This window comes from Bifidobacterium goeldii, assembly GCF_003951095.1.
Taxonomy (GTDB): domain Bacteria; phylum Actinomycetota; class Actinomycetes; order Actinomycetales; family Bifidobacteriaceae; genus Bifidobacterium; species Bifidobacterium goeldii.
In genome coordinates this window covers 391256-416163 of the sequence record NZ_QXGL01000001.1, presented here as the reverse complement: position 1 = coordinate 416163, position 24908 = coordinate 391256, and the positions used below count along the sequence as shown (strand labels likewise).

Sequence of the window (24908 nt, the reverse complement as noted above, 5' to 3'; positions counted from 1 at the left end):
CTTACTCCTCTTCGGTGAGCTTGCGTGCGGCGGTGCTTTTCGCCACGCCGCTGAGTGCTTCGATTTCCTTCAAGGTGAAGCCTTCCGCTCTCAGCTTGGATGGATCGTTCGGTTCTCGTTCCAATGCGGAAGTGTAGAACCGACGTAGATAGTCGGTGCCACTGTCCGGGGAGCTGAATGCCAACGAAGTGCGGATCAGGTTCTTCATATCGCCCGGATACGGCAACTGTGGCATGAGTGTCAGGATTTTCGTGAACAGGCGTTTATTTGGAATGGCGCGCTGCAATTTGCCTACGTAATACTGCATAAGCGATTCCGCAACGATTCTGAGATCGTCCTGCGTGTATCGGTTGAAATCGACGGTGGCGTCGAAACGTCGTTTGAGCGCCGCGTCGAACGATTCGTACAGGTTTGTGGTGGCGATCAGTGTCACGTCTTTGTTCAGCGAATCCAGTCCTTTGAGCATGGTAGATGTCGCGCGGCCCATCTCGCGCACATCATGCGCGTTGATGCGGTCCAATGCCAACGTGTCGATTTCATCAAACAGGACGATGACCTTGTCCGGGTGGGCCAGTTCGTTCAACTGCTGGAACAGGGTGTCGATATTCTTGGCGGTTTGCCCCAGACGGCTGTCAACCAGCGAACTGCTGTCCACGACGTACAGTTCACGGGAAAGAATACGTGCCATCTGCTTGGCCGACTCCGTTTTGCCGGTGCCAGGAGCGCCTTGGAACAGGAACCGATTGACACCAAACGCGTTGCCTACCGCGTTGATGATGCCGCGAAGATCGTCGCGGATGGCATCGGGCAGGGGAAGGGGATCGTTATCCAAGGTTGCCACATGCACCGCATCAGGAATCGTATTGGCGAATCCGTGCGACTGCGGGCTGACGGCATTGGAACTGGTGATCAGCGCGGTCACATACTGGCTCAATGCCATGTCGCCGGACAACTGAAAGTCGTTGGCGATCTGCCGTGCCTGTTGCAAGAAGCCGGCTTCGTTACGGTCCACGTGGAATCGGATGAGGTTCACTACGTCGTTTTTCTTCACTGAGGATCAGTCTCCTTTTGCTTCGCGATACGCGGACCGGACGGGGTAGTTACCGCATTCGGAGACCGATTCGTTCAGAACCTTTAGGAAGTATTTTTTGTCGGAATCGGGATATCGAAGGGATGCATGCACGATAGCGGATACCAGCTCCGGGCTTTGAGTCTGATAGATAAGTTCGTCAAACACTTCACTCAGAAAGTTCATGTCGTCAGCTGAGCATTCATCGTTAATAAATGCGACGGTTCCGGGAATGTCTTTGACGCAGGCTTCTACCATATCGTGCCATGCCTTATCAAGCATGACATTGTCCTCGTCAAGGGTGTCGCGACGCTGTTGAATGGCTTGTTGAATGTTCATCATTATCGTCCTTTTGGCTTGGGTTGGTCTTCTGACGGGAATATGGTCTGGATCTGTCCGTTGCGTTTGATGATGCCCACTCGGACGCCTTTGTAGGTTCCCCACCAGATAATGCCCTCCGGTTTGTTCCTGTTGGACTTCAATCCGCTAACATGTTCTCCGGCTTTGACGATGTCCGCCGCGGTCCAATGCCAAGGGAACCACATCTGCCCGGATTGCTCCCGTTTCTTACGGACGGTGTGGCCTTCCACTCGTCCTTGGCGAACGCCATTCGGGAACGTTTTGTCGATATAGTATTTGATGCCAAGCTTATCTAGGAGTTCAAGATTCGCCTGTCCGTGTCCTCCGCTTTTCATTTTCTGAATGCGGCCGGTGCGCGGATTGCGGGTGAATTCGCCTTCGATGCTGTGAATCAGTGCGGGATGGTGCACCCGATTGCTGCCGTTGGAGGTGTAATATACGCCCAGTTCACCGGTGCCCATAGCTACACTCCTTCATGCGTCGAGTCCAGGCGGGATACGTACGAAATTCCGCATCATCCCAGTATCGGCCGAATACTTCGGCCGGCATTGGCCCATTGACAATCACCCGTGAGGGTTCCAGCGTGGACATCATGGCCTCAAGGCCGCGGGCGAACAGCTGCTTCTCCTTGCGTGAGGCGATGCACCCTATGGTGCTGACGGCCACCATGCAATGTTGGGCCACGCCACGGAAGCAAAAATCGAAGGTTCTCTCGTCTCCCCAACGAATGTTGGGAACGACCGGCAATCCGGAACGTTGCAGATAGTGCCCGATCACACGGCTGCGATACACATTGCCCTGGAGCACCGGTTCAGGTGCTCCCCAGTACAGTGAGAAGTCAGGCGCGATGACGCCTTCGAACTCTTGCAGTTTGGGAAGATAACGGTCGGGATTCGCAGCCAATGCACGGAAACGTGTGTCGTCTTCGTAGAAGTGGATGAATGCGCGCCTGTTCGTGACCGTGTTCCGCTTGCTGAATGGCACGAGGTTGTGGGGCATGGGCACTGTGCTCGGGAGTGGATCGATGCACGGATAGCCGTGATCCAGAGTCGCGCCTTCGAGCAGCCACGGTGCGAAACCGTCGTCCGCGATGTTGCTTCGGTTTGGCATTGAGTCACCACCTTTCGTGGTTGGTTCGGCGTTGGGCGCCGAATGTTTACTTTCCTCGCTGAAAGTGCCATGATGGTGTCTTGTGGTCGAGCATCATCATGGCTCCTCCAGCAGGTGCGCGAGGATCTGGACCATCCTCGCGCACCGTTTTTTTAATTTTTCCCCGCTGGTAGATTTCTCCTCCGGTGGAGTCGATTTCCAGCATACTCTGCTGGGACGAATACTGCCATTTATGGAAGAAGAAATGTAAAAGAAAGAACGCCGATAGTCTCGTAAATTGTTGAAGAATGTTGGAATGACAGCGATTCGTCGGCGTGTCGTATTGGCTGTGACATACCGACAAATCACCGTCATTGAGCGCGGCAATACAAATGAATCTGTTTCCGCATGCCCTGATTGTTTATTCGATGACAGCCTGGCCGTTCATGAGAAGGGGGAGGAGCCGGTCGCGCAGTGCGGCGAGGCGGGCGGATTCTTTACTGGCCGTTTTTATACCTGAATACCAAAATTCCGACATTCGACTGAACTGCTCTTGAATTTCCTTCGGGGGAATTATTATTTGCAGATCATGCAGGGTCCGTCCGTCGATGGCGCCAAATGTTGTTCCGTTATTGCTTAACGCATTAAAGAGAGAGGAACAATGCTCGAGGGAAAAATAAACGAATAGCCGGTTGCTTCTGGATATGCTTTGAATTGAGGCAAGACCTCGTCCAATGCAGCATTGTTCCGCTGCGAAGTTCATGGCACCCACAGGTGCGCGAACGCTCATGAGAATGGAATCTTCTTCTGCAATGCGTTGAGGCTGAGTTGTGTAGACTCGACGAGTTGGGTAATGGATACCGAAGTCGGCTTTGCCTTGGAAGAAAGGCATTCCGTCACCTGTTTCATTATATGAATCTCCTGAAGGAGATTGGCCCATGATGATGTTGGCCATCATGGCGAGAGATCCGACGCTCCACCCCGCAGGAATGTCACGGTGGAGGGCTTTGCTGTAGGTCATTGCGCCGCCGGAGGAGCGGTAGGGGTTGCCGTGCTCGTCGGGGAAATCGAACTGGGTGAACCAGTAGTCATACACCGAACGTGCCACCGACTCCAGCTCTGCAATGATCTTCGTATTCATCTCGATCTTGCGAGAGATTACATCGAGCAGATTGGCTGCTTCTTCCGAATTCTCTACAATTGGAATTTCAAGTTCGCGTAATGTGTCTAGATCGATATTACTGACTATGGAACCTCGTGTATCAATGCGTCGAATTTGCGTTTGCACATACTCTGAAGTCAATGCATACAACAAATAGGTAGGTGCGCATTGAGAGCGGTCCACTTTGAGCAAAACTAGACGTTGGCCCATGCAACATTTCATGCCTTCAGGAATTATTCCGACTACTCCCATAGGGGCTTCGCGCGAAATGACAACATCACCGGGTTCGGGAATTGCACGCTGAATACGTTGTTGGTATGTATCCTCATCTACATATGAAACATTGCCATCGCTGAAACTGATATAACTGTTATTCAGGTTGAAATTGCGAACAACGGGGATACCAGATTCTTGCCACTTAGGAGTAGAGTGTGGACAATCAATGATTGCAGTGCATAGCTCTTCTAGCTTCACCTTACGCAAGATGCACCGCCTTCATCTGCTCCTCGATCTCGCGCTGCAGGCGCTCGCCTTCGGTCCACAGCTCGCGCAGCTTGCCCATCCGCTCGTCCATCTCCGCGTGGAACTGTTCTGGCGTGATGTCCTCATAGTCGATCTTCACTTCGAAATACTGTCCGGCGCTGAACGAGTACCGCTTCTCCCTGATCGCGTCATACGAGGCGATCACCGAAAAATCATCCTGCTCTTGGCTGCCATTGAACGTTTTGATGATGCGTTCGATCTCTTCATCGGACAGAATGGTCCGCTGGTTCTTGCCGACCTTCTCTTTGGTGCCGAGCTTCGAGGCGTCCATGAGCAGCGCATGGTCGTACTGCTTCGACCGGTCGAGGAAGATGATCGACACGTTCGTGCCGGTGTTCGCGAAGATGTTGCTCGGCATCGACACCACGCCGCGCAGCATGCCGGAATTCACCATGTTCTGGCGAATCTCCAGCTCGATTTTGCTTTTCGCGGTCAGGAACCCGGTCGGTACCACGATCGCCGCCTTGCCGTCCGGCTTCATCGAATCGATGATGTGCTGGAGGAACATCAGGTAGATGGCCATCTTCTCCGGCTGCTTCGCCGGTACCTTCGGCACGCCTGCCCAGAAACGGCTGCCGTACTTGTCGGACGCCAGCTGGTCGCGGCTTTGCGAGAAATCGGCCTTGAACGGCGGATTGCTCACCACATAGTCGAACGTCTTGATCGACTTGCCGTCCGGCTCCAAATGCCGCGGCGAGACCAGCGTGTCGTCGTGCACCACGTTCGCCAATGAGCCGACCTGACCGTTCAGGATCAGGTTTAGGCGCATGAACTCGTTGGCCTTCTGCGAACGGTCCTGCGTGTACGTGGTGCAGTTGCCCTCGCCGATCTGATGTGCCAACGCCAGCGCCAGCGTGCCCGAACCGGCAGCAGGATCGTACACGGTCACGTTCATATCTCCTGCGGGAGCGAGAATCCGGGCCATGATGTTCGCGATCGCATGCGGCGTGAAGTATTCGCCGTAACTGCCGGAATCCTTGTTGTAATCCTTGATGAGATACTCGAACACCTGCGAGAAGAAGTCATAGCCCTGCGAGAATGCGTCGAAGAAGCTGAAGTCAACCAACGAGCCGACCAGCGACCTGCAGAAGTCATTGCGCTTGTTCGCCTCGATAATAAAGCGACTTACGCCTTGGAACAAGGTGATCGACTCCGTGCCGGCCTTCACCGAATACACGTCGATGTTGTCTTGAGCGATACCGAGCAGCGCCGTGTCGAACGTCTTCGCGAAATCGTCGTCCTGCAGGTTGTACAGCGAGGACACCATCCACTCCGGGCGGATGATTGCCACGGTGCCAAGTTCATACGGCAGCATGGCGCGCGCATCCTCGTCAAGGCCGCGATACCGTTCCTCGATGGCGGAGACACTTTCGCAATCCTTGAACTGGTCGAGTTTGCCCAGTTCGTAGAGCATGCGATCGTTGAGATACTTGTACAGGAACGATTCGGTGATGATCTTGTACTCGCTGCTGTCGTTCGCTAAACCGTAATTCGCACACACCGTCTTCAGACGGTCGATCATGGCGAGTGTGTCGTTGAGGGTCTCGGTGTTCATGCGAGGCGTGTCTTCCTTTCGTCGGAATACTCATTGTAGATCCTGTCCGCGGTCGTCTTGACTTGCGACGGCGAGAACGTGACGTCGTTGTCCTTGAACGCTTTGATGATCGTCGGACCGATGCTGTGCTTGAAGATCGCCGGCTGGTCGAGTGCCGCAGCATTTCGCTCGACTGTGGCATCGATCGAACGCCGCAGGGGTGACAGGATGCGGAACAGCGCGGCATCGCTGGTCGCCATCGGTTGATCGTCTCCCATCATCTCCTTGTGGATGCGCATGAACTTTGCGTCGCCGCCGTATTTGCCGGTGAGCAGGTCGTTCTTCCGGTTCAGCTCGTCTGCTTCGCGTTTCAGCTCCTCGAACTGGCCGATCAGATCGGTCATCTCGTCGGTGGTGAGCTCCTGCATGTTGGCTTTGACGAGCTTTTCCCGGAGCTTGTCCAGCAGATTGACGTACGCGGGGTCCTTGGGATCGTCGTTGCCTTGGAACGAGCCGCAGGTGGTATGAATCGTCTTCTTCAGCTTGTCTGCCACGGTCAGCTCCTCGGTGCCTTCCTTCTCGAAGCTGAACTCCATATGGTCCAGCAGGATGTTGAGTGAACCGGTTGACAGCTGGCCGAGCTTCAGTGCCTTCTGCTCGTTGATGCGTTCGATACGCAGATTGACCTCGTTGAGCAGCTTGCCGAACAGGGCGATGTCGAAATGCTCATCCAGCTCGTTGAAGCCGTACAGAGTGGCCAGATTGCGCAGCTCCTTATACCGTTCGAGCGCCCTGCGAATCCGATACAGCTCGTCTTCGTCCTGGATCGCGCTGATCTCTTTGGCGAACGCGTATTCGTTGTCAGTGCTGTACCGCCACAAAATATCCTTGATGTCAGACAGATCGGCCTTGATCGCCTTCGGATCATCGAACAGGCTGGCGTACCGTGCAGCATCCTGACCGAACTCGCCGTTTAGCTCGGCCAGATAATCCTGATTTGTCTTGTCGAACTGCTTGGAGATATCCACGAAATCGACCACGAAACCGTGGTCCATCGACTTGTATGGCCGGTTCACACGGGTGAGCGCCTGCAAGAGATTGTGTGCCTTAAGCGGGCGGCATAGGTACATCTTCTTAAGTCGTCGCGCGTCAAACCCGGTGAGCAACATGTTGAACACCACTAGAATATCGATCTCGCCGAGCTTGAACCGTTTCTGAATATCGCGCTGTTCTTTTTTGGACCCTTCGTCGTAGAGTACCAGAGCTGAAGAAATATCCGTATCGTATTGCTGCAGTGCGGCATAGATATTGCGGGCCTGCTGTGAGGTGCGGGCCACAATCATCGCGCCGATATTGCTGCAATCCCTGCCGAGCGCGATGCGCGACTGTATGAGGTCGTTCACTATGTATTCCGTCAGCGGTTCCACGAAATGCGGATGCTCGCACACCTGATCGAGATCGGTGAGTTTGTCGATCTCCTGCAACGTGTCCATGATCGAACGCATTCTGACGCGAAACTGTGGTTTGATGTCCTCGCGTAGGAGTCGGAGCGTGTACCCGTCGGCAATGGACCGGTCGTAGAAGTAGGTGTGGATGTACTCCCCGAATACCTGCTTGGTGTCTGCGCCGTTCTTTTGACGGATTAACGGGGTGCCGGTCAGGGCGATGCGAACCGCGTCGCGATCCGCGTTGAACAGTGCGGCGAGGAAGCTTTTACCCGGTTTGTATTCGCGATGCGCCTCGTCGATGAAGAACAAGCGCTGTTCGTTCAGCCCATATTCGGTGGTGATGGTCTGTGCGTCGGCGCTGAACTTCTGGATGTTCACCACGGCGATCTTCACCGGGGAGATGGTGATTCCATCACCTTGTTTGGTATTCCAAGACGAAGGCTTGCGCAACAGCGTGACGAAATCGTCCCTGGAATCAACGCGTATGACGGTCGCGCCGCGTGAACGGAACTCGTCGTCGGCCTGATCTGCCAAATCAAGACGGTCCACAATGAAGAACGTGTACAGTACGCGTTGCCGATCTTGATAGTAATCGCGCAGATACCGTGTGAGTAGAAATGCCAACTCGGTTTTGCCGCTGCCTTGCGTATGCCAGATCACGCCTTGCCTGATGCCGCTGTCAAGTGTGCGGCGTACTGCCTGAGAGGCGAAGAACTGCGGATAGCGCATGATGTGCTTCTCGATGACGCGTATGCCGTTGTCATTGACGTAATCCTTGTAGCACAAGCCATATCGCAGCAGAAACATCAGCCGTTCTCGGGAGAACAACGAGGTGATGATGCTGTTTGCTGGAGTCTGCGGGTCGACGGCTTCGTCCCATTGCGGAGAATCCAACAAGGAGATCAGGTTGTTGTCTTTGAGAATGAACTTCTCCTCGTCGATGCCGCGTGGTGCTAGTTGCTGCAACAGCTGTCTGCTGCTGTCTTCCTCCTCGCGGAAACGGTTCATGCGTATGCCGTCATAGGAGCTGGTCGCGTAGAAGGAGCCTTGAATCGGTTCGCGGTCACTGTCATCGTACGGCTGATCATTGCTGAACGCCATGATCTGCGTGATGTTCGCGAAACGACGGAAAAAGGGTTGCTTGAATCTCGTGTACATGCGGTCGCGCTCGGCGAGAATGCCGTTGCGGTTGTTCAGACGCTTGACTTCCATGAAGCATAACGGCATGCCGTTGATCAGGAATACGATGTCCGGGCGGAAATTATCGTCGTCATGCGCATAGGTGAGTTCGGTGACGACCGTGAAGTCGTTGTTGTCCGGTGTCGCAAAATCGATGAGCCGGTATCCGTCCAGGCCATGCAGCAGATTGCTGAAGAACGCACGGCCGAGATCATCGCTGTCCAACGTGACCGCGATCTTGCGGATCAGGAACCTGACCTGATCGTCATCGATATCCATATCGGGATTGATGCGGCGAAGCGCTTGCCCGAACAGGTCGTAGAAGATATTGGTGTCCGGATCGTAATCGGTACCGGGTTTGTCGTTCCTGATGGAACGATATCGCCAGCCGAGTCTTGTGGCATGTACCAGAGCGGGGACCTTCACGTACTTGTCTTCTGGACCGTGCATCGTGCTTCCTGTCAACGTTGAACGTGTGTGCAATCCCATGATAAATGGTCGTGCGGTGTTGGATCGTATGGGATCAATGGTGTTGGGGTCGTCAGCAATCCGCGAACCGCTGATTGAGTTCGCTGATACGCTCGACGAACGCGGCGACTTGCGCGGTGGGGGAGAGTGGATAAAGCAGACCGTACTGCATACCGACCGGTTCGGGCCAGTCGACGGGCACATTGACCAGCTGCGGATGCACGCTGTCCCACATCGGCTTGGAAATGAGCAGATCGCCGGATTCGGCGCTGTCATTGAACAGGTCGAGGTCGTACTGATCGATGTCGACCAGCGTGACGCCCGGGTTGCGTTCCAGCAGGTCGCGGGCGATGTCGTCAGTGCCGTTGCCGCGCGGCAGGATGCGGATGCGCTCGCCGGTCAGATCGTCGATCGTGAGCTTTGCCCGTCGCGAGAGCGGATTGCCGCGCGGTATGGCTAGGCACAGCGGCTCGTACGACAGGGGGAGTGTACCGCAGATGCCGGTCCAGTGGTCCGGCACGAATGCGGTGGCGATCACGTCGATATCCTCGCCCAAGTGCGCGATGATGTCTTCGACCGATATGTTGTTATCCGGCATTGATACAAGTTCCAGTCGAATGCCTGGCTGGCCTGAGCGTTGCCACAGGTCGAGAATGAAACGGGCAGGGCGAAGAATAGAGATGCCCAAGCGTACTGGAGCAGCGTCGGGGTGCATCCGGTGGCGGGCCCTGTCGATGATCTCGTTCGATTCGCGAACGAGGGCGCGCGCATCTTCGAGAAACTCCGCTCCGGCTCGAGTTGGAGCGACCCCGGCGCGGGAGCGTTCGAAGATTGTCAGACCGTACTCCTTTTCGAATGTGGTGATCTGTTTGGCGACCGCCGGTGTTGAAATATGCAATCGTCGTGCGGCCTGCGCGAAACTGCCGGTATCCGCGGCGGCGATTACCGCGTCGAGTCTTCGATCGTACATAGGGGCCTCTGATTCCCATGCATCCAGAGTGTAAACCATTGGTTTATGTGACATAAACCAGAAGCATGTATAAACGCTAGTATTGCAAACGTCTATAAGCCTATCATGATTGTCAGCATAGAGAACAAATAGTATATAGACGAATGGAATATATACAAATATGACCTCGACTTCGACCTCGACATCAATTCAGGCATCTCCGGTATCTTCCGAATCTGAGATCTCCGACACGAAGGCGAACCGGAGCGCCGCTACGGCCACTACCATCGCCGCGGCCGTCGCTTCATTTCTCGCCGGCATGGACGTGCTCATCGTCAACGTCGCCCTGCCTACTATCGCAGCCGATCTCGGCGGAGACATGGCCGTCCAGCAGTGGGTTGTCGACGGCTACACGCTGTTGTTCGCCGCGCTGCTGTTATTGGCAGGCAGTCTCGCCGACCGGTTTGGTGCGAAACGCCTCTTTCTGATCGGGGCGGGACTGTTCGGACTGGCGTCGCTGTTCTGCTCGTTCGCATGGTCGATGGTGGCACTCGTCGCCGGCCGTTGTGTGCTCGGTGTCGCCTCCGCGCTGATCCTGCCAGCGTCCATGTCGCTGATTAACGAGGCGAACCCCGATCCACGCCGTCGCGCGTGGGCACTGGCATTATGGGGTGCCGGCGGCGCCTCCGCCTCTGCGGTCGGGCCACTGCTCGGCGGCCTGCTCACGCCGATCCACTGGAGCTTGGTATTCGCCATCAACGTGCCGTTCTGCCTGTTCATTCTCGCGCTCGCGCCGCGCATCGCGACCTCACCGCGTCGCCCTACTCGCTTTGACTGGATCGGACAAGCGCTGTCGTTGCTCGGGTTGAGCGTGCTGGTCGCCGGCATTATCGAAGTTGGATCGATCGGGTTCACGGCTTCTGTAACGCTTACGTTGCTGGGAGCAGGGCTGCTTGCGTTGGTGCTGTTCGTGTTTTCGCAGGCTAAAGTCGCTGCTCCAATGATGCCGCTCGGCTTGTTCCGTATCCGCGGCATGCAAGTTGCGCTGCAAATCGGCTTCATCATGATCTTCAACTGGTACGGCATGGTGTTCATCTGCACGATGTTCCTGCAGAATGAACGGCACATGGGTGCATTCGCAGCCGGCCTCGTGTTCGTACCGTCCGCGTTCGTCACGATCATCGGCAACCTGCTCGGCGGTCGTATCATCACCGCGCGCGGCGCGAAGTTCTCGATCACGCTGGGACTTACGATCATGATCGCCGGATTCATGTTCGAATTCCTCACCCCCGCGCCGATCCCCGTGTGGGTTATTGCAACAGGTCTCAGTGTCGTCGGATTCGGCGCGGCCATCACCACGCCCGCCGCAGCTGGCGTTGTTTTGCGGTCCGTCGATCCCGCTCAAGCTGGAATCGCCTCCGCCATGTTCAACACATTCCGTCAGGTCGGCGGTGCGATCGGCGTAGCTGTGTTCGGCGTCATCGCCACGTTTTTGCCCTCGCTTGACGTGGCGTTGCGGAGCGTATTCCTCGCCTCCGCGATGCTGCTTGTCTACGTGCTCGCCTTTGAACTGTTGCGTTGGCGGGAACGTTAATTACAGCTGGCTGTAACTGAGTCCGTGTTCCGCCGACCGCACGCGAATACGGTCGCGCCCGGGTGTGCGGAAGGTCGTAACCGACTCGCATGATGGATTGTGGACTCGGTTACGGCCTGTATCGTCGGTTGCAGGCTGCCGGCTGAGGTGTCGTCGGATTGAGGTGCCGTCGGATTGAGGTGCCGTCGGCATGAACGGTCAGATACCGTGCACGATGATGGGCGGACATGATCGTCGACGATCATTTGTCTGCTTACGCTGATAGTGTGCGGAGTCATGTGTTCTTTGTGTTGCATGATGATGGGCATTCGCCCGCAGGACGGCGGATTGCCCGGTCTGATCTAACGGGTGCGCGGAGCCATGCCCGAAGCTGGGTGTGGTTGAATCCGCATCATCCCCATGGTCCGAAGTTCATCATGTTTGGCGACATATGTCGTCGCACTCCGTTGCGCATTGAATTCTGCGCGCGGATGGTTGCGCATAATCGCGTAATTGGCGACGGCGATGTCATGTTTTGAAAGCAAAGACATTTCATCTATGACTCAATCTACGACTCATAACACACAATCCGTATCGTCCTTCGAACCTGCCGCCGATCCGCGTGAGGCCGGTTGGAAAGGCCGCGTCGCCTTGTTGCTTACAGGCCAGGTGTTCTCGCTGCTCGGCTCCAGCATCGTCCAATACGCTCTGTGGTGGTGGATCGCATTGGAATGGAAATCCGGCTGGTCAATGCTGTTCGCCACGATATTCGGTGTTCTGCCGCAAGGCATTGTCTCTATTTTCGGAGGCCCTATGGCCGACCGATATCGTCGTAAACCGTTGATCATGCTGCCCGACCTGATTATCGCGGCTGTCACTATTCTGTTGTCGTTATCATTCGCGTACGGATGGGCTGGACTGCCGATGTTGTTCGTCGTTTTGCTCATTCGTTCGTCTGGCGGCGGCGTGCAGATGCCAGCTGTCCAGTCATTTATCCCGGACATCACACCGGCAGGCAAACTTTTGCGCGTCAACTCGATCTTCGGCATGATCAACTCGGCCAACATGATCGTCGCCCCTGCGCTGGCCGCAGTACTCATCAACGTGATGCCACTGTGGTCGATCCTGTTGATCGACGTGACGACCGCGGTGATCGGCGTCGGTTTTGTCGCGCTTATCCGCGTGCCGAAGAAAACCGTGGCCAAGTCGGATGATGAGGCTGACGTAATCAATACAGCTGAAGTGGTTGGTGACGATGTCACAGCTACGCATCCAATCATCGCTGGTATTCGTCGCACAGTCGCCGATCTCAAGGCCGGATTTACCTACACGATGCGCCACCCGCATTTGAAGGGCGTGGTACTCGGAGACGGCATGACCTGCCTCATGTCTGTGGCTCCACTCAACCTCACACTGCTGCTCATGACCCGCGAATATGAGGGAATCGACCTGAACCTCGGCTTTATAAACCTGACTACTGCTTCTGACAAACTTGCTGCCAACGAGCTGAGCTTGACTATTGGCATGCTGCTTGGAGGTGCATTCATGTCAACGATCGGAGTGAAGATCATCCGCAACAATATGCGCGTCATTGCGTTTGCTATCGCCGCGGTTGGTATTGCAGTAGTTGGACTGGGGCTTGCGCCTGATCTGCTCAGTTATCTGATTATCAACGCGTTGTGCGGAGTCGCCTCGGCCATCTGTGTGGGCCCGATGCGCACGGTCATGCAATCTGAATCTGATGAGGCGATGGTCGGCCGCGTGTTCGGCATCGACACTATGCTCTCCACATTCGGCATGCCGGTGGGCATGTTGATCTTCGCGCCGCTCGCTGACCTCATTCCGATCATGTGGGTGTTCGTCGCTGGCGGCCTACTCACCCTGCCCGTCGCCTGGTACGTACTCACGCTGTCGAAGAAGTAGAGCGAAGATGTAGAGCCTGACGCCTGCCGCTCGGATATTGGATATGAAAAAGCCGTGGATCCGCAACCATACGGTGCGGGACCACGGCTTTTTCATAAATGGAATCGTAAGGGACTACGCAGCGCGGGCAATGGCCTGCTCGTAATCCTTCGTGCCCTTGAACACTTCCTGGATCCACGGGTTGACACCCTGCTTCTTCGCGCGCACGAGGATATATCCGAGCGCCAGCACGTTCGCCACGAGCGCGATGATCGACACGGTAAGGTTCACGTTCGGATTGTTCACCGACTGCGTGGAGAACACGGAGTAGTCCTGGAACATCGGGAAGATCTGCGCGAACATGCACCAGATCGCCAGCGTGTTCGCACGGTTCTGGATCCAGCCGCCCTTGTTCCAGAAGAAGTTCGCGACGGTCGGCGCGAGCAGTAGCGCAAGGCCGCAATACCACGAGTGAGTAGGCAGGCAGTTGTACGTGTAGCAGAAATTCCACAGATCGTAGGCGACGATGAACACCCACGTCATATCCGGCCAGAGCATATCGTCCTTCTTTTTGGACACGTAGATGCCGAACCAGCCGGTCATGCAGGCGATGTTGATCAGGCCGGCTACGCCGTTGAATACGTTGTGCCAGCCGCCCATAAGCGTTACGCCTTCGGTGGATACCCACGTAGTGCCCCACGCGCGGATTGCAGATTCGAAGTCAGAGACGACAGCGATGAGAATGTTGATTGCGACGATTACGAATGGGAAGCACTTGAACCATTCGGATTTGCCGATGCGTCCCCAACGATACTTCAATGCCATGAAGCCAATGCAGCCTGCGGTTGCGGCATACAATTTCGCGTAATGGAACCAGCTCGTCATATGGATATAAGTGGGGTTGCTGAGTGCCCAATCTGCGCCCATTGCCGCGCCCACGTAGATGGCGATGAAGTATACGGTTAATACTGCAGGGATAGCAACGAATGCGATGAGTCCGCCGATTTTGGTGCGACGTGCGAGCTCGTTTGCTCCGATAAGGCAGCAGAATACGAGTATCCAGCCAAGCCACTGCCAGCCGGCATTAGCGCCGTAGACCTGAAACAGCATAATGGTCCTTTCTTCAATTTCCTCTGGTTGCCGCGCGCCCATCTTTGGGAGTACTGCGACTAAGCATTAGCGATGTTGACAACTCGTCAATGCTGTGTTCGCCTGTAGTGTAACGCGGTGATTGACATGGTGTCAATTCATGTGTTGGGGTGGCGTGTTGAGGGGTTGAGTTCATTGTTGCGTTCGATATGTGGACGCAAAAATGGGATTGATGATTTGCGCAGGCTAGCGTGACAATCATGGTCGAATGGAATGCACAACAATATTTGCGATTCAGTACAGAGCGTACGCAACCGGCCCGCGATTTAGCCATGCAATTACCGCCAGACGATGGTTCGATTACGCGAGTACTTGACATCGGCTGCGGCCCAGGGAACAGCACTGCTGTACTGCGCGAACGATATCCGCACGCGGACATACTAGGCATTGACAATTCGCCTGAAATGATCAAAGCTGCTCGTGCAGCTCATCCTGATATTGAGTTCAAGTCATGTGATGCAGCAAGCGAACTCAATACGTTACCCAACAACTTCGATGTTGTGTTCTCTAACGCATGCATCCAATGGGTGCCTAACCATGCAACACTTATTCCAGAAATGTTGAGCCTGCTCAATGCTGGTGGTGTACTTGCCGTGCAAACGCCAATGAACTATGAAGAGCCGATTCACCGCATCATCGCCAATGTAGTGCATTCGCCGGCGTATGCGGACCGTTTGCCGCAGAGCCGTGAATTTTACAATCTCAAGCCAGCTGAGTACTGGGAGCTTTTGCATACATACGCTGTTCACTTCCGCATGTGGAAAGTCACGTATATGCACACGTTGCCTTCGCATGAAGCAATCATGGAATGGTATCGCGGCACGGGAATGCGCCCATACTTGCAAGCGCTCGCAAGTGACGCGCAGCGGGCTGAATTTGAGGGAGAAGTGTTTGCGCAGGTATGCGATGCTTACTCGACGCAGTCTGATGGCAGCATTATCTTCCCGTTCCCAAGGTTCTTCTTCACAGCGGTGAAGTAAGCGCATAGTCGAGCGTGGCGCAGATAGCAGTTAGCAGATAGCAGTTAGCAGATAGCAGATAGATACAGATTTATTGCACATATATCGCAACAAAGGCGACCTCCCATATAGCAGGGAAGTCGCCTTTGTTGCAATACGTGGTATGTTGCTACGCGAAACTACCGACTACTTGGACAGCAGCTCCTTGTAGTTCTTTGCAGCTTCAGCCAACGCTTCGTCGGTAATACCGAACGAGCCGAACGTCACGAACGGCTTAACCCACGTTGCGCTGATGTAGTTGGCAGTGCCCTGGAACGGCACCAGCACCTGGTCGATTACGAACTTGTTTGCACCGTCCGGCTGATAGTTTGCCTCCGGCGAGCCAGTGGAAACGGCAACCTGGAATTCCTTGCCTTCGAAGGCGTGACCTTCAGAACCGTATGCCCAGCCGTGCTGGAGTACTTCATCTTCCCACGTCTTGAGCAGCGCGGGGGAGGAGAACCACCACAGTGGGAACTGGAACACAATGCGATCAGCGGCTTCAATGGCCTTCTGTTCGGCGGCCACGTCGATCTTGCCGTCTGGGTACAGCGCGTACTCGTCGCGCACGGTCACATTGTCAAGTTCGGCAGCTGCGTCAGCCAGCGTCTTGTTAACGTGCGACTGAGTGTTAAGGCCGGGGTGAAAAACGAGAACCAGAGTCTTCATCTCATGCTCCTTGATAAAGAAAAATAGGTAAGTCGATGTTGATATTACCGTGCGTAATCTTGGCAGCGGGAAAGTATTGCGCATTATGTTGCGAGCGAACACAGCACTGGAGTGAGCTGGCTGCAGTATTCGCTCGCGACATAATGCGCTCAATGCGCAGTGTGAGTAGTTATGTCTTACTTGACGACCTTGAAGCCGCCGGTCCACGGGGTCTGCTCGGTGACTCCCAGAATGATCTGCAGTGCGCCGTAACCCTCGAGGTACTGTGCACGCTTGAGTGCGCCAGCGTCCACGGTCTTCAGGCCCGCAGCTTCGATGAACGCGGCGACAGACTTCTTGGCATCCTCATTGTCGGAAGCAAGCTGCACGACAGTCGGAGCGCCGTCGTTTTCGCCGGTGGCCAGCGTTGCGGCAAACGTGGTGTTGAAGCCCTTGACGACGGTGCTGTTCGGAAGCTTTGCGGCCACATACTCTGCGGCAGACTTGTAGCCTGCCGGCAATGCCAGGTCGAAAGTGGTGAAGTCGATCGGGTTGGCGACGTCCACCACGGTCTTGCCGGCGAGCTGATCGGCGTACGTGGCGAGCACTTCATCGTAAACCGGGAACGGCAGGGCGAGTACAACGATGTCGCCGGTGATGGTGGCTTCGCCGAACTTTGCGCCAGTTACGCCTTCAGCAGCAGCGGCAGCCTTGTCTGGATTGCGATCGATGACCTGCACGTTTGCGCCAGCCTTGGTGGCGATTCCTGCGACGGCGGAACCGATGTTGCCTGCGCCGAAGATGGTGATGTTGCTCATGGTGGTGTTCCTTTCGGTGGGTTGCGGCTTCTTGTTCTCTCGGCCGCTGTTGGGTGATGTTGCTCGACGATCGCGTTGCCGTCGTGTGGTGCCGTGCGGTGTGGCGTTCGTGCTGATGCCAGTATGCACCTCGATTAGAGATATTTCAAACTGAGATATATCAGAAAGATTTATGAGGTGTGTAAAAACGTTGTGATTACACCGTTTGTGGGTGGGTTCAAGATGTTCGCTGCCGGCGTGTCGTTCTGAGATATCTCGAATTGAGATATCATGGAGACATGATGAACACGATAGAACTCATGACCTTGGGCTTTTTGAGCGAGGAGCCGCTATGCGGATACCGTCTGCGCAAGAAGATGGAACAGCTGCAGGGCTATATGCAGGCCGTCTCCGACGGTACCTTGCACACGGTGACGAACCGCTTTGTTAAAGCCGGCTATATCGGTGAGACCTTCAATGTGGTCAACGGCCGTCGCTTGCGCGAATTCCATCTTGAGGATGCGGGCCGCGAAAAGCTGATCGAGGAGCTCAAAGGCACTGAAGGTTACATGCTCACCAACATCACCAAGTGGGCGGTCGTCATGTCATTCCTCTCCGTCATTCCCGACGAGGAGGATCGGCGCGCTGTGCTACGCCGCCGCCTCGACGTGCTCGACTCCGACGTGCGGCGCCTTTACAGCGACGGCGAAGGTCCGATTGACAACGACAAGGTCGACGACAAATACCGCCGCGCGATCATCATGATCCACGATGCAGAGATCGACGCCGAACGCCAATGGCTCAAGCACGAACTCGGCGAACCTGGCGAATGATACGTTCCGCTGATCGCGGCCGCCTGCCTAACGCGGCCGTGATCGAATCGCTGTACAACACTTTGGAGCGCGAACTTGGCCCCACGAATTGGTGGCCGGCCGAGACGACGTTCGAAATCATGGTTGGTGCCGTACTTACGCAGAACACCGCATGGGGTAATGTCGACCGGTCTTTGATGGCGCTGAAAGCGGCCGATTCACTTGAGCCGCACGCCATCGCGGCGCTCGAACCCGAGGTGCTGCAGGATCTTATCCGCCCATCCGGCTTCTACCGCAACAAGGCGAAAACGCTACAGGCATTGAGCCGATGGTATATCGAGCGTTGTGGCGCTGACCCCTCGGGTGCGCGCGATCTGTCGGACGATGCACTACGCGCGCAGCTGCTTGCACTCTTCGGCATCGGAGGAGAGACTGCCGACGATCTAGTGCTTTACGTGTTTTCGCGCCGCGCGTTCGTGGCTGACACCTATGCGCGGCGGCTTTTTACATTCCTCGGATTCGATGTGCCGGCCGGGTATGCTGCCTTTCACAAGTCGTTTGCGCCTCCTGTGCTTGACTGCGGGCTAGATGTCGCGCAATTGCAGGAATTCCACGGGCTTATCGACGAATATGGCAAGGCGTATCGCGATGACGTAGCCAAGGCGGCGTCCTTTCTTGCGCATTGGCGTGAGGGGTGACGCCTTGCGCCGGGTTGTGTCGTCTTGCGTTGCCGCAACGATTCCGCGTTGACGACACGCTATGGAAAACGTTTACCTAAATTGGTGGAGTCGGGTACAGTATGGGGGAAGAAACGCCACTACAAGGAGGTATGCATATGCTCGTCAACCACGCCAACCCGACCCGCGCCGACATGCTCGCTCGTATGGGCAGTCTGCAGCAGGTGGCCTACACTCGTCCGATCGAATATCAGGAGGGGCGTGCACACGGTCTGAAGGCCATCGAGGTGAAGAACGGCCCGCTGCGCTTCATGTCAATGGCCGATCGTGCGCTCGACATCGCACAGATCGAATACCGTGGCGAGAACCTCACGTTTCTTTCGAAGCCGGGATTGAACGGCCGTAACCAGTTCGATACCAACGGTCTCGAGGCGCAGCGTTCTATCATGGGCGGTCTGTTCTTCACCTGCGGGTTCGAAAACATTTGCGCGCCGTACGTAACCCCTGAAGGCTCTAAGTATCCGGCTGGCAGCTACCCAATGCACGGGCGCATCCGCACCACGCCTGCCGAGCACGTCTCCTCTGATGCCTACTGGAATGAGAATGACCAGTATGTGCTCGAGGTGTCTGGTGAAATACGTGAGGCCGAACTGTTCGGTGAAAACATGGTGCTGCGCCGCCGTATTTCATCGGTGTACGGCACGCCCACGATCACGGTCGAGGACGAGGTGACCAACGAATCCTTCCGCGAAGAGCCACTCATGTGGATGTACCACTGCAACTTCGGCTGGCCGCTGTTGGCCGCGGGTGCTGAGGTTGTTATTCCGAGCCGTAAGGCCACGCCGCGAGATGAAACGACCGCCGCCGACGAAACCCCGTGGAACGAGATTGGTGAGCCGGTGAAGAACAAGCCGGAAAGCGTTTACCTGCATGATTTGGCCGCCGATGAGAGTGGTCGCAGTTTTGCTGGCGTAGTCAACCGTGGTCTCGGTTTGGGGGTTGTGATCGAATTCGACGCGGCTGACTTCCCGTACTTCATGGAATGGAAGTCGATGGGCTCCGGCGACTACGTCGTCGGCCTCGAACCGTCCAACTCCAGCGTGCACGGCCGCGGCTGGCATGAGCGGCGCGGCGACCTGCACACGATCGCACCGCAGGCCACCGAGCGCAAGGTCGTCACGTTCACCGTCATCGAAGGGGAGGATGTGATCGACCAGCTTATCGCCCGTCGTGACACGCTCCTTGCCGCCTGAACCGCAGTGTGCGCCCATCTGAATCGTTCGTAATCATCACTCGATGCGCGCAATCGCAACGGGTGCGCGCACCCAGTGATGGTTGACGGTATCGAATCATCATTCAATGCGCGCAGACGTCCCGATTGCGCGCATTGAGTGATGTGAGCGACGACCCGGCTGTCGCCGACCGGGCGCATTGGCATTGATGCTGGGTACGATGTGGCGTCCCGCGGTTCTATGCTTTACCATTCCCGCCCGTGCACATCCGTCCTCCGCTCGTGCATCAGCGTTCCGGTCATCGGCACGTGGGCGTTCAACAGCTTGCGCCGCAACGGGTATCGTTGCCTTGCCTCGTCGTAATTTGTCCGAATGATCGTCGTGACTCCAGCGCGGCGCAGCACATCCTCCCTCGCGCGTTCGTCGCGCACCACATCTCGTATATCGCGTCGTTTTGTCATCGCAGGATCCACATACTTGTCGGTGCCGTCGTATTCCAGCACGATCACACGCCCGTCTGGCGTGTGCCATACGAAATCGGCACGATACTTGGTCCACGGTGCATCAGGGTCAAGGAACACGTGCTGCAATTCCGGTATGGCAAATCCCTCTTCGAGGATCGTCGCGTAGCACAGTGACTCGCCACCGTTCTCGTTGAGTGGATTTGCGTAATGCAGCAGCCGCAGCACCGGACCGCAGTCGGCGTGCAGCCCGTCACATATCCCCAGAATGCCGTCGCGCGTAACCAGACCGCGACGTAGTGCCGAATCGAACATTGGTAGCGCTTGAATGAACGAATACCGCAATCCGCAGTCCACCAGCGTGCGTTCCGGTGTGGTGATGCGCGTCACGTCCACGATGCCGGCTGCGTTGTCGCGCTGCGCGAGATCCTCCGGCTGTTCCTTTGCCAACGTGGTGACGATGCCGGTTCGCTCCCGCGTCCTGACGATCGTTGCCGCCGGTGGATGACGCATGATGATGTGGCGTAGGGACACGTGAGAGTGGGCGTTGCCGCCGGTGGATGACGCGAGGAACACCATGCCGCCGTTGTGCAGGTTCCAGCCGTATTCAAGTTCCAGCATGGCGGCGGCACTTAAGCCCGCGAACACGCGGTTTGGGCGTTGCCGTGCCAGTTCGCGGATGACATGCCGTGCCTGATCCGCGGCGTTGAGCGACGCCCAATATGCGGTTCGGGCGTACGCGTTGCGGTGCGGGCGGACCAGAGCACCCGATCGCAAGCGTGTGATTGTTGCCTGCCGCTGTGTGTTGGTTTTCGGGGTGAAACAGCGCTGGTCGCGTTCTGCCGCGGCGATGAGCCGATCGATGTCAGGGTGCGCTCTCATGTCGCCATGATGCAGGAGGTGGCGTTGCCACGCAATGCAATCCGGGGTATGTGGTCGAAGGGTCGGTTTTTCGGCGTGTCGCGGTCGGGTTGTGGATAACTTACGGCGGTCGGGCCGATGGGCAGGGTACTGGGCGTCAGAACCATCACTATGTGCGCGCAATCGCAACGGGTGCGCGCACATAGTGATGATTGGGGAGGCTGAATCGTCACTGAGTGCGCGCAGACGTGCTGATTGCGCGCACTCAGTGACAGTTGCAAGTGGGTTTGACCGGCTACTTCGTGAATCCCATGCGGTCGGCATCGGTGATCGGCCGTAGCACGCGTGCCGGGTTGCCCGCAGCGACCACGTTGCCTGGGACGTCGCGCGTGACGACTGAGCCGGCGCCGATCACCGCGCCGCGGCCGATCGTCACACCGTCCAGCACGACCACATGCGCGCCCAGCCACGCGCCGTCGCCGATCGTGATCGGCCGCGATACCACGCCACCCGCCGCGCGCTCGTCGTAATCCAACGCATGGTTCGTAGTGAACAATCCCACCATCGGCGCGATCCATACGGACTTGCCGATCGTGATCGGCGCCGCGTCGAACATCACGCAATCGTAATTAACGAACGACCCCTCGCCAAGATGAATGTTGCATCCTAGATCGCACCGGAAATTCGGCTCGACCACCACGTTCTCGCCGACCGAGCCGAGCAGCCGCTCCAACAGTGCCCGACGACGCTCGGTATCCTCGAAATCGGTGCGGTTATATGTCTCGAACAGCCTCCGTGCCTCCATGCGTTTGCGTTCTAGTTCCGGGTGCATGTCCCAGTACGGTTGCCCGGACACCATGCGTGACCACACCTCGCGGCCTTCGGTGGTCAGATCGGAGGGGATGACGGGTGCCGCCGGCTGTGTTTCAGGTCGTTGGCTGCTCATAATCGCTCCTTTGCTGTGACGTTGTGTGCCATGCTGTGCCGTGCCGGCAGATGTCTTCATCGTACCGGCGGCCTTTCTATAATGATCGCGTGACGCGCAGCGAAAGGGGAGCGGATGACGAGACTGCTGGTTGTGGAGATGAGCAGGCGCTTAACGACATCGCCTGCGACACGCTGCGTGACGCCGGATATGAGGTGACTGGTTGTTTGAACGCCAACCGCGCGTTCGATGCGATGCGTGGCACGATCTTCGATCTTGTGATATCCGACATTATGATGCCCGACATCGATGGCTACGAGCTGGCGAGCCGTATTCGTGTGCTCGACGCGAACATTCCGATTATTGTTATGACTGCGCGCGACGACATCATGTCGAAACGCCGCGGATTTCGCGCGGGCATTGACGACTACATGGTCAAGCCAGTCGATTTAGATGAACTGGTTCTGCGCGTCGAAGCACTGCTGCGGCGCGCACACATTGCCGAAAGTCGGCAGTTGAAAGTCGGCAGTTGAAAGTCGGTGGGTTCACGATGGACGCCGACCAAATGACCGCAACACTAAACGGCGAAGAGATCGCGCTCACAACGCGCGAGTTCAGCATCCTGGACCGGCTGCTGAGCTACCCGAAACAGGTGTTCTCTCGCGCACAGCTCATGGACGAGTTCTGGGATTCCGCTGACGCAGGCAACCTTAGAGCTGTGGATGTGTATATCACCAAACTACGGCAGAAACTCGCCGATTGTATGGATTTCGATATTGTCACCGTGCGTGGCATTGGTTACAAGGTCGTGCCGAGATAGGCGGATGGGTATGGAAGTGATGACGGGGAGGCTCGCAAAGAACTGCACGGCAGAAGGCGACTGGCATCGATCGGTGTTACGGGCCGCGTAGCGTTGTGGTCGTTCGCGGTATTCGTGCTGGCGGCCGCCGGCCAGACAAGTCTGATCGTGTGGCTGCCAAGGTTACTGCCGGCGGGAAACGGCTGGTATCTGGCGGTTGTGATTCTCGTGTACTGGCTGATTCTGGCTGTAGTGTTCGCTGTGCTTATCGGTCGACAGATTTGCAATCGGTTGGAACGGCCGATGCAAACACTAGGGGAGGCGCCGGTCGTGTCGCTCACGGTGACTTCTCTGTTATGTTGCGCCGCGGCACGTTGAAGGAAGCCACAAATGGGATGCGACCGACCAGATGTTCGCTGACTTCAACACGATGGTGGCCGAACTGGGCGGTATTGAAACAATGAAAAACGATTTTGTGGCGAACGTAAGCCATGACATCAAAAACCCGCTCGCCATTCCCGGTTTCGCCTGATGGATTGCAGCGTGTCCGGCATGCCGTGCGATCGCCGCAACAACTGAACGCCGTACAGCTCCAACCATTGAACATCTGTACGATCTCAATGACGACGTGTGCCGCAAAGCCCACGCACTACTCCACTGAACAGCCGGTTTTTGGGGGAAAGGGTCGCGCCATGCGCGTACGCGACTGAGCACCGTCGCTCAATGTGCGGAAAAGTTGTTCGCGGCGACTGTTGGCCGGCTGTAAACGTCAGATTCTTCTGCTGGATTGTCGTTCTTCAACGAATTGATGAGCTGGGCGACGATGTCCGGCATGATCGAGCGGCTGAGCCATTCGATGTTCTGCGGCGTAAGCAGATCTGGTGCCTTGGCGAGTACGCCGAGCATGCCGCTGGAGGCGAACTCCAGCAGCATGCGCTGGCCGGGGTTCAGCGTGTCCGGGTCGCGGTCGAGCGCCGCCAGCCAGATCTCGACGACATGGGTTTTGAGCTGCGCCGCGAGGCCTGCGGAACCGTGTGGCCCGGCGATGTGTGACAGGCGGTGGATGCTGCGGACTCGTTGCGGCGAGGACAGGCAGGCAAGTGCAAAGTCGCGAATGCTGTCAATGCCTTGGTCTTGTCGGATGATGTGCGTGATGAAGTCAGTGATGCCCGGCTCTTCATAGATTGCAGCGATCGCATCATCGGCCAACTCGGGAATGTTGCCGTAATGATAGTAGAACGCGCTGCGGTTGAGTCCACTTTCGCGTGTGATATCGCTAATGGTGATCTGCGCGTATGGTTTCTCTTCCAGCAGCCGCCAGAACGCATCCTGCATTTTCTGTGGTGCGCTTGGCTCCTCGGCTCTTGGTCGTGCCATGAATTACTTCCCGTCTCCATGATTGAATAACTCAACATCGTATCGTGTTTTTTGGCTTAATCGTGCGGTTTTCGTCCAATAACCCAACATAATGTTGAATTGCGTGGATTTATTTACCCGACGCAGTGATGTATTTCTTGGATGCGCAAATAAGTATTGCAGCAGTCAATCGCATGAGAGGAACGATCGACATGCCATTCCTTGAATTTCACGATGTGGTCCGACAATACGGCAGCGGCGAATCTGCCGTACTAGCGCTCAACCACGCCACCTTTGACATTGAACAAGGCGAACTCGCCATCATCCTCGGTGCGTCTGGTGCCGGCAAATCCACTGCACTCAACATCCTCGGCGGCATGGACCGCGCAACGTCCGGCTCCGTAAAACTCGACGGCAAGGACATCACCAAGGCAAACGAGGCGAAGCTTACCGATTACCGTCGTTTCGACGTCGGCTTCGTCTTCCAGTTCTACAACCTCGTACCCAATCTGACAGCCCTTGAAAACGTCGAACTCGCCTCTCAGATCTGCCCGAATGCATTGGACGCTCGAGAAACGCTCGACAAAGTCGGTTTGGGAGAGCGCCTGAACAACTTCCCAGCTCAGCTCTCCGGCGGCGAACAGCAGCGCGTTTCCATCGCCCGCGCGCTTGCCAAGAACCCAAAACTGCTGCTATGCGATGAGCCGACCGGTGCACTCGACTACAACACCGGCAAGGAAGTACTTCAGCTTCTTCAGGACTCCTGCCGTCAGCGCGGCATCACCATCGCGCTTGTCACGCACAACTCCGCGCTCGCGCCGATGGGAGACCGGCTGATTCGCTTCCGTTCCGGCAAGGTCACCGAGATCACGGCGAACTCGAATCCGACGCCGATCGCCGACATCGAATGGTAGGGA

26 protein-coding genes are annotated in these 24908 nt (G+C 56.4%); 10 read left to right on the top strand and 16 right to left on the bottom strand.

From position 1 onward, the window contains the following. Position 1 precedes the first annotated feature (1 nt). The 9 genes from D2E25_RS01950 to D2E25_RS01915 all read right to left on the bottom strand — a co-directional run bounded on the left by D2E25_RS01950 (position 2) and on the right by D2E25_RS01915 (position 9861). The gene (locus tag D2E25_RS01950; protein WP_125979351.1) at positions 2–1051 is read right to left on the bottom strand and encodes an ATP-binding protein; all 1050 of its coding nucleotides are present in this window, start codon (positions 1049–1051) and stop codon (positions 2–4) included. Between the two features lie 6 nt (positions 1052–1057). Beyond that, the gene (locus D2E25_RS01945; protein WP_125979350.1) at positions 1058–1411 is read right to left on the bottom strand and encodes a hypothetical protein; all 354 of its coding nucleotides are present in this window, start codon (positions 1409–1411) and stop codon (positions 1058–1060) included. Then, positions 1411–1890, bottom strand: coding sequence for an EndoU domain-containing protein (locus D2E25_RS01940; protein WP_125979349.1), 480 nt, complete (start codon positions 1888–1890; stop codon positions 1411–1413). Before D2E25_RS01940 ends, D2E25_RS01945 begins: the two co-directional genes overlap by 1 nt. Next, on the bottom strand, positions 1877–2539 hold the full coding sequence (locus D2E25_RS01935; RefSeq protein WP_125979348.1) for a DUF4417 domain-containing protein: 663 nt from the start codon (positions 2537–2539) through the stop codon (positions 1877–1879). Before D2E25_RS01935 ends, D2E25_RS01940 begins: the two co-directional genes overlap by 14 nt. 46 nt (positions 2540–2585) lie before the next feature. Continuing rightward, entirely contained in the window at positions 2586–2744 is a 159-nt protein-coding gene (locus D2E25_RS10445) for a hypothetical protein (RefSeq protein ID WP_164514659.1), read from the bottom strand. A 195-nt stretch (positions 2745–2939) separates the two neighbouring features. Next, on the bottom strand, positions 2940–4154 hold the full coding sequence (locus D2E25_RS01930) for a restriction endonuclease subunit S (protein ID WP_241216968.1): 1215 nt from the start codon (positions 4152–4154) through the stop codon (positions 2940–2942). A 1-nt stretch (position 4155) separates the two neighbouring features. Then, positions 4156–5778: an HsdM family class I SAM-dependent methyltransferase gene (locus tag D2E25_RS01925; protein ID WP_125979346.1), complete on the bottom strand. Its 1623-nt coding sequence runs from the start codon at positions 5776–5778 to the stop codon at positions 4156–4158. After that, complete coding sequence (locus D2E25_RS01920; protein ID WP_164514658.1) at positions 5775–8834, bottom strand: DEAD/DEAH box helicase family protein; 3060 nt, start codon at positions 8832–8834, stop codon at positions 5775–5777. The genes D2E25_RS01925 and D2E25_RS01920 overlap by 4 nt, the downstream gene beginning before the upstream one ends. Before the next feature lie 91 nt (positions 8835–8925). Next, a complete protein-coding gene (locus D2E25_RS01915; protein ID WP_241216919.1) occupies positions 8926–9861 on the bottom strand; it encodes a LysR family transcriptional regulator in 936 nt (311 codons plus the stop codon). Between the two features lie 121 nt (positions 9862–9982). Here D2E25_RS01915 and D2E25_RS01910 point away from each other — a divergent pair, with 121 nt between their 5' ends. From D2E25_RS01910 to D2E25_RS01900, 3 genes are all read left to right on the top strand, one after another. After that, positions 9983–11395 carry an MFS transporter gene (locus D2E25_RS01910; protein ID WP_125979344.1) on the top strand — a complete coding sequence of 471 codons (1413 nt, stop codon included), beginning with the start codon at positions 9983–9985 and terminating at the stop codon, positions 11393–11395. Between the two features lie 227 nt (positions 11396–11622). Beyond that, positions 11623–11913: a hypothetical protein gene (locus D2E25_RS01905; RefSeq protein ID WP_125979343.1), complete on the top strand. Its 291-nt coding sequence runs from the start codon at positions 11623–11625 to the stop codon at positions 11911–11913. Positions 11914–11932: 19 nt separating this feature from the next. Next, the gene (locus tag D2E25_RS01900; RefSeq protein ID WP_164514657.1) at positions 11933–13297 is read left to right on the top strand and encodes an MFS transporter; all 1365 of its coding nucleotides are present in this window, start codon (positions 11933–11935) and stop codon (positions 13295–13297) included. A 114-nt stretch (positions 13298–13411) separates the two neighbouring features. On the opposite strand, the gene D2E25_RS01895 is transcribed toward D2E25_RS01900, so the two are convergent. Next, positions 13412–14386 (bottom strand): DUF5692 family protein, encoded by a 975-nt coding sequence (locus tag D2E25_RS01895; RefSeq protein WP_125979341.1) that lies wholly within the window; start codon positions 14384–14386, stop codon positions 13412–13414. A 239-nt stretch (positions 14387–14625) separates the two neighbouring features. Here D2E25_RS01895 and D2E25_RS01890 point away from each other — a divergent pair, with 239 nt between their 5' ends. Next, positions 14626–15405 carry a methyltransferase domain-containing protein gene (locus tag D2E25_RS01890; RefSeq protein WP_125979340.1) on the top strand — a complete coding sequence of 260 codons (780 nt, stop codon included), beginning with the start codon at positions 14626–14628 and terminating at the stop codon, positions 15403–15405. 165 nt (positions 15406–15570) lie between these two features. Here D2E25_RS01890 and D2E25_RS01885 read toward each other — a convergent pair whose 3' ends face one another. Beyond that, positions 15571–16092: an NAD(P)H-dependent oxidoreductase gene (locus tag D2E25_RS01885; RefSeq protein ID WP_125979339.1), complete on the bottom strand. Its 522-nt coding sequence runs from the start codon at positions 16090–16092 to the stop codon at positions 15571–15573. Positions 16093–16268: 176 nt separating this feature from the next. Further along, positions 16269–17018 (bottom strand): NADPH-dependent F420 reductase, encoded by a 750-nt coding sequence (locus D2E25_RS10640; RefSeq protein WP_277599945.1) that lies wholly within the window; start codon positions 17016–17018, stop codon positions 16269–16271. 149 nt (positions 17019–17167) lie between these two features. Here D2E25_RS10640 and D2E25_RS01875 point away from each other — a divergent pair, with 149 nt between their 5' ends. From D2E25_RS01875 to D2E25_RS01865, 3 genes are all read left to right on the top strand, one after another. Continuing rightward, a complete protein-coding gene (locus tag D2E25_RS01875; protein WP_241216918.1) occupies positions 17168–17701 on the top strand; it encodes a PadR family transcriptional regulator in 534 nt (177 codons plus the stop codon). Continuing rightward, positions 17698–18378 carry an endonuclease III domain-containing protein gene (locus D2E25_RS01870; protein ID WP_125979338.1) on the top strand — a complete coding sequence of 227 codons (681 nt, stop codon included), beginning with the start codon at positions 17698–17700 and terminating at the stop codon, positions 18376–18378. Before D2E25_RS01875 ends, D2E25_RS01870 begins: the two co-directional genes overlap by 4 nt. Positions 18379–18515: 137 nt before the next feature. Beyond that, positions 18516–19610, top strand: coding sequence for an aldose 1-epimerase family protein (locus D2E25_RS01865; protein ID WP_164514655.1), 1095 nt, complete (start codon positions 18516–18518; stop codon positions 19608–19610). Between the two features lie 224 nt (positions 19611–19834). On the opposite strand, the gene D2E25_RS01860 is transcribed toward D2E25_RS01865, so the two are convergent. Further along, positions 19835–20932 carry a CTP synthase gene (locus tag D2E25_RS01860; RefSeq protein WP_241216916.1) on the bottom strand — a complete coding sequence of 366 codons (1098 nt, stop codon included), beginning with the start codon at positions 20930–20932 and terminating at the stop codon, positions 19835–19837. A gap of 274 nt (positions 20933–21206) precedes the next feature. Beyond that, entirely contained in the window at positions 21207–21917 is a 711-nt protein-coding gene (locus D2E25_RS01855; RefSeq protein ID WP_241216914.1) for a sugar O-acetyltransferase, read from the bottom strand. Between the two features lie 29 nt (positions 21918–21946). Here D2E25_RS01855 and D2E25_RS10540 point away from each other — a divergent pair, with 29 nt between their 5' ends. Continuing rightward, complete coding sequence (locus D2E25_RS10540) at positions 21947–22369, top strand: response regulator transcription factor (protein WP_206430712.1); 423 nt, start codon at positions 21947–21949, stop codon at positions 22367–22369. A gap of 32 nt (positions 22370–22401) precedes the next feature. Further along, the gene (locus D2E25_RS10535) at positions 22402–22656 is read left to right on the top strand and encodes a winged helix-turn-helix domain-containing protein (RefSeq protein WP_206430711.1); all 255 of its coding nucleotides are present in this window, start codon (positions 22402–22404) and stop codon (positions 22654–22656) included. A gap of 316 nt (positions 22657–22972) precedes the next feature. On the opposite strand, the gene D2E25_RS10440 is transcribed toward D2E25_RS10535, so the two are convergent. Beyond that, positions 22973–23281 carry a hypothetical protein gene (locus tag D2E25_RS10440; RefSeq protein ID WP_164514654.1) on the bottom strand — a complete coding sequence of 103 codons (309 nt, stop codon included), beginning with the start codon at positions 23279–23281 and terminating at the stop codon, positions 22973–22975. 74 nt (positions 23282–23355) lie between these two features. Then, positions 23356–24012: a TetR/AcrR family transcriptional regulator gene (locus tag D2E25_RS01835; RefSeq protein WP_125979335.1), complete on the bottom strand. Its 657-nt coding sequence runs from the start codon at positions 24010–24012 to the stop codon at positions 23356–23358. Between the two features lie 191 nt (positions 24013–24203). Here D2E25_RS01835 and D2E25_RS01830 point away from each other — a divergent pair, with 191 nt between their 5' ends. Then, a complete protein-coding gene (locus D2E25_RS01830) occupies positions 24204–24905 on the top strand; it encodes an ABC transporter ATP-binding protein (RefSeq protein ID WP_125979798.1) in 702 nt (233 codons plus the stop codon). Positions 24906–24908 lie beyond the last annotated feature (3 nt).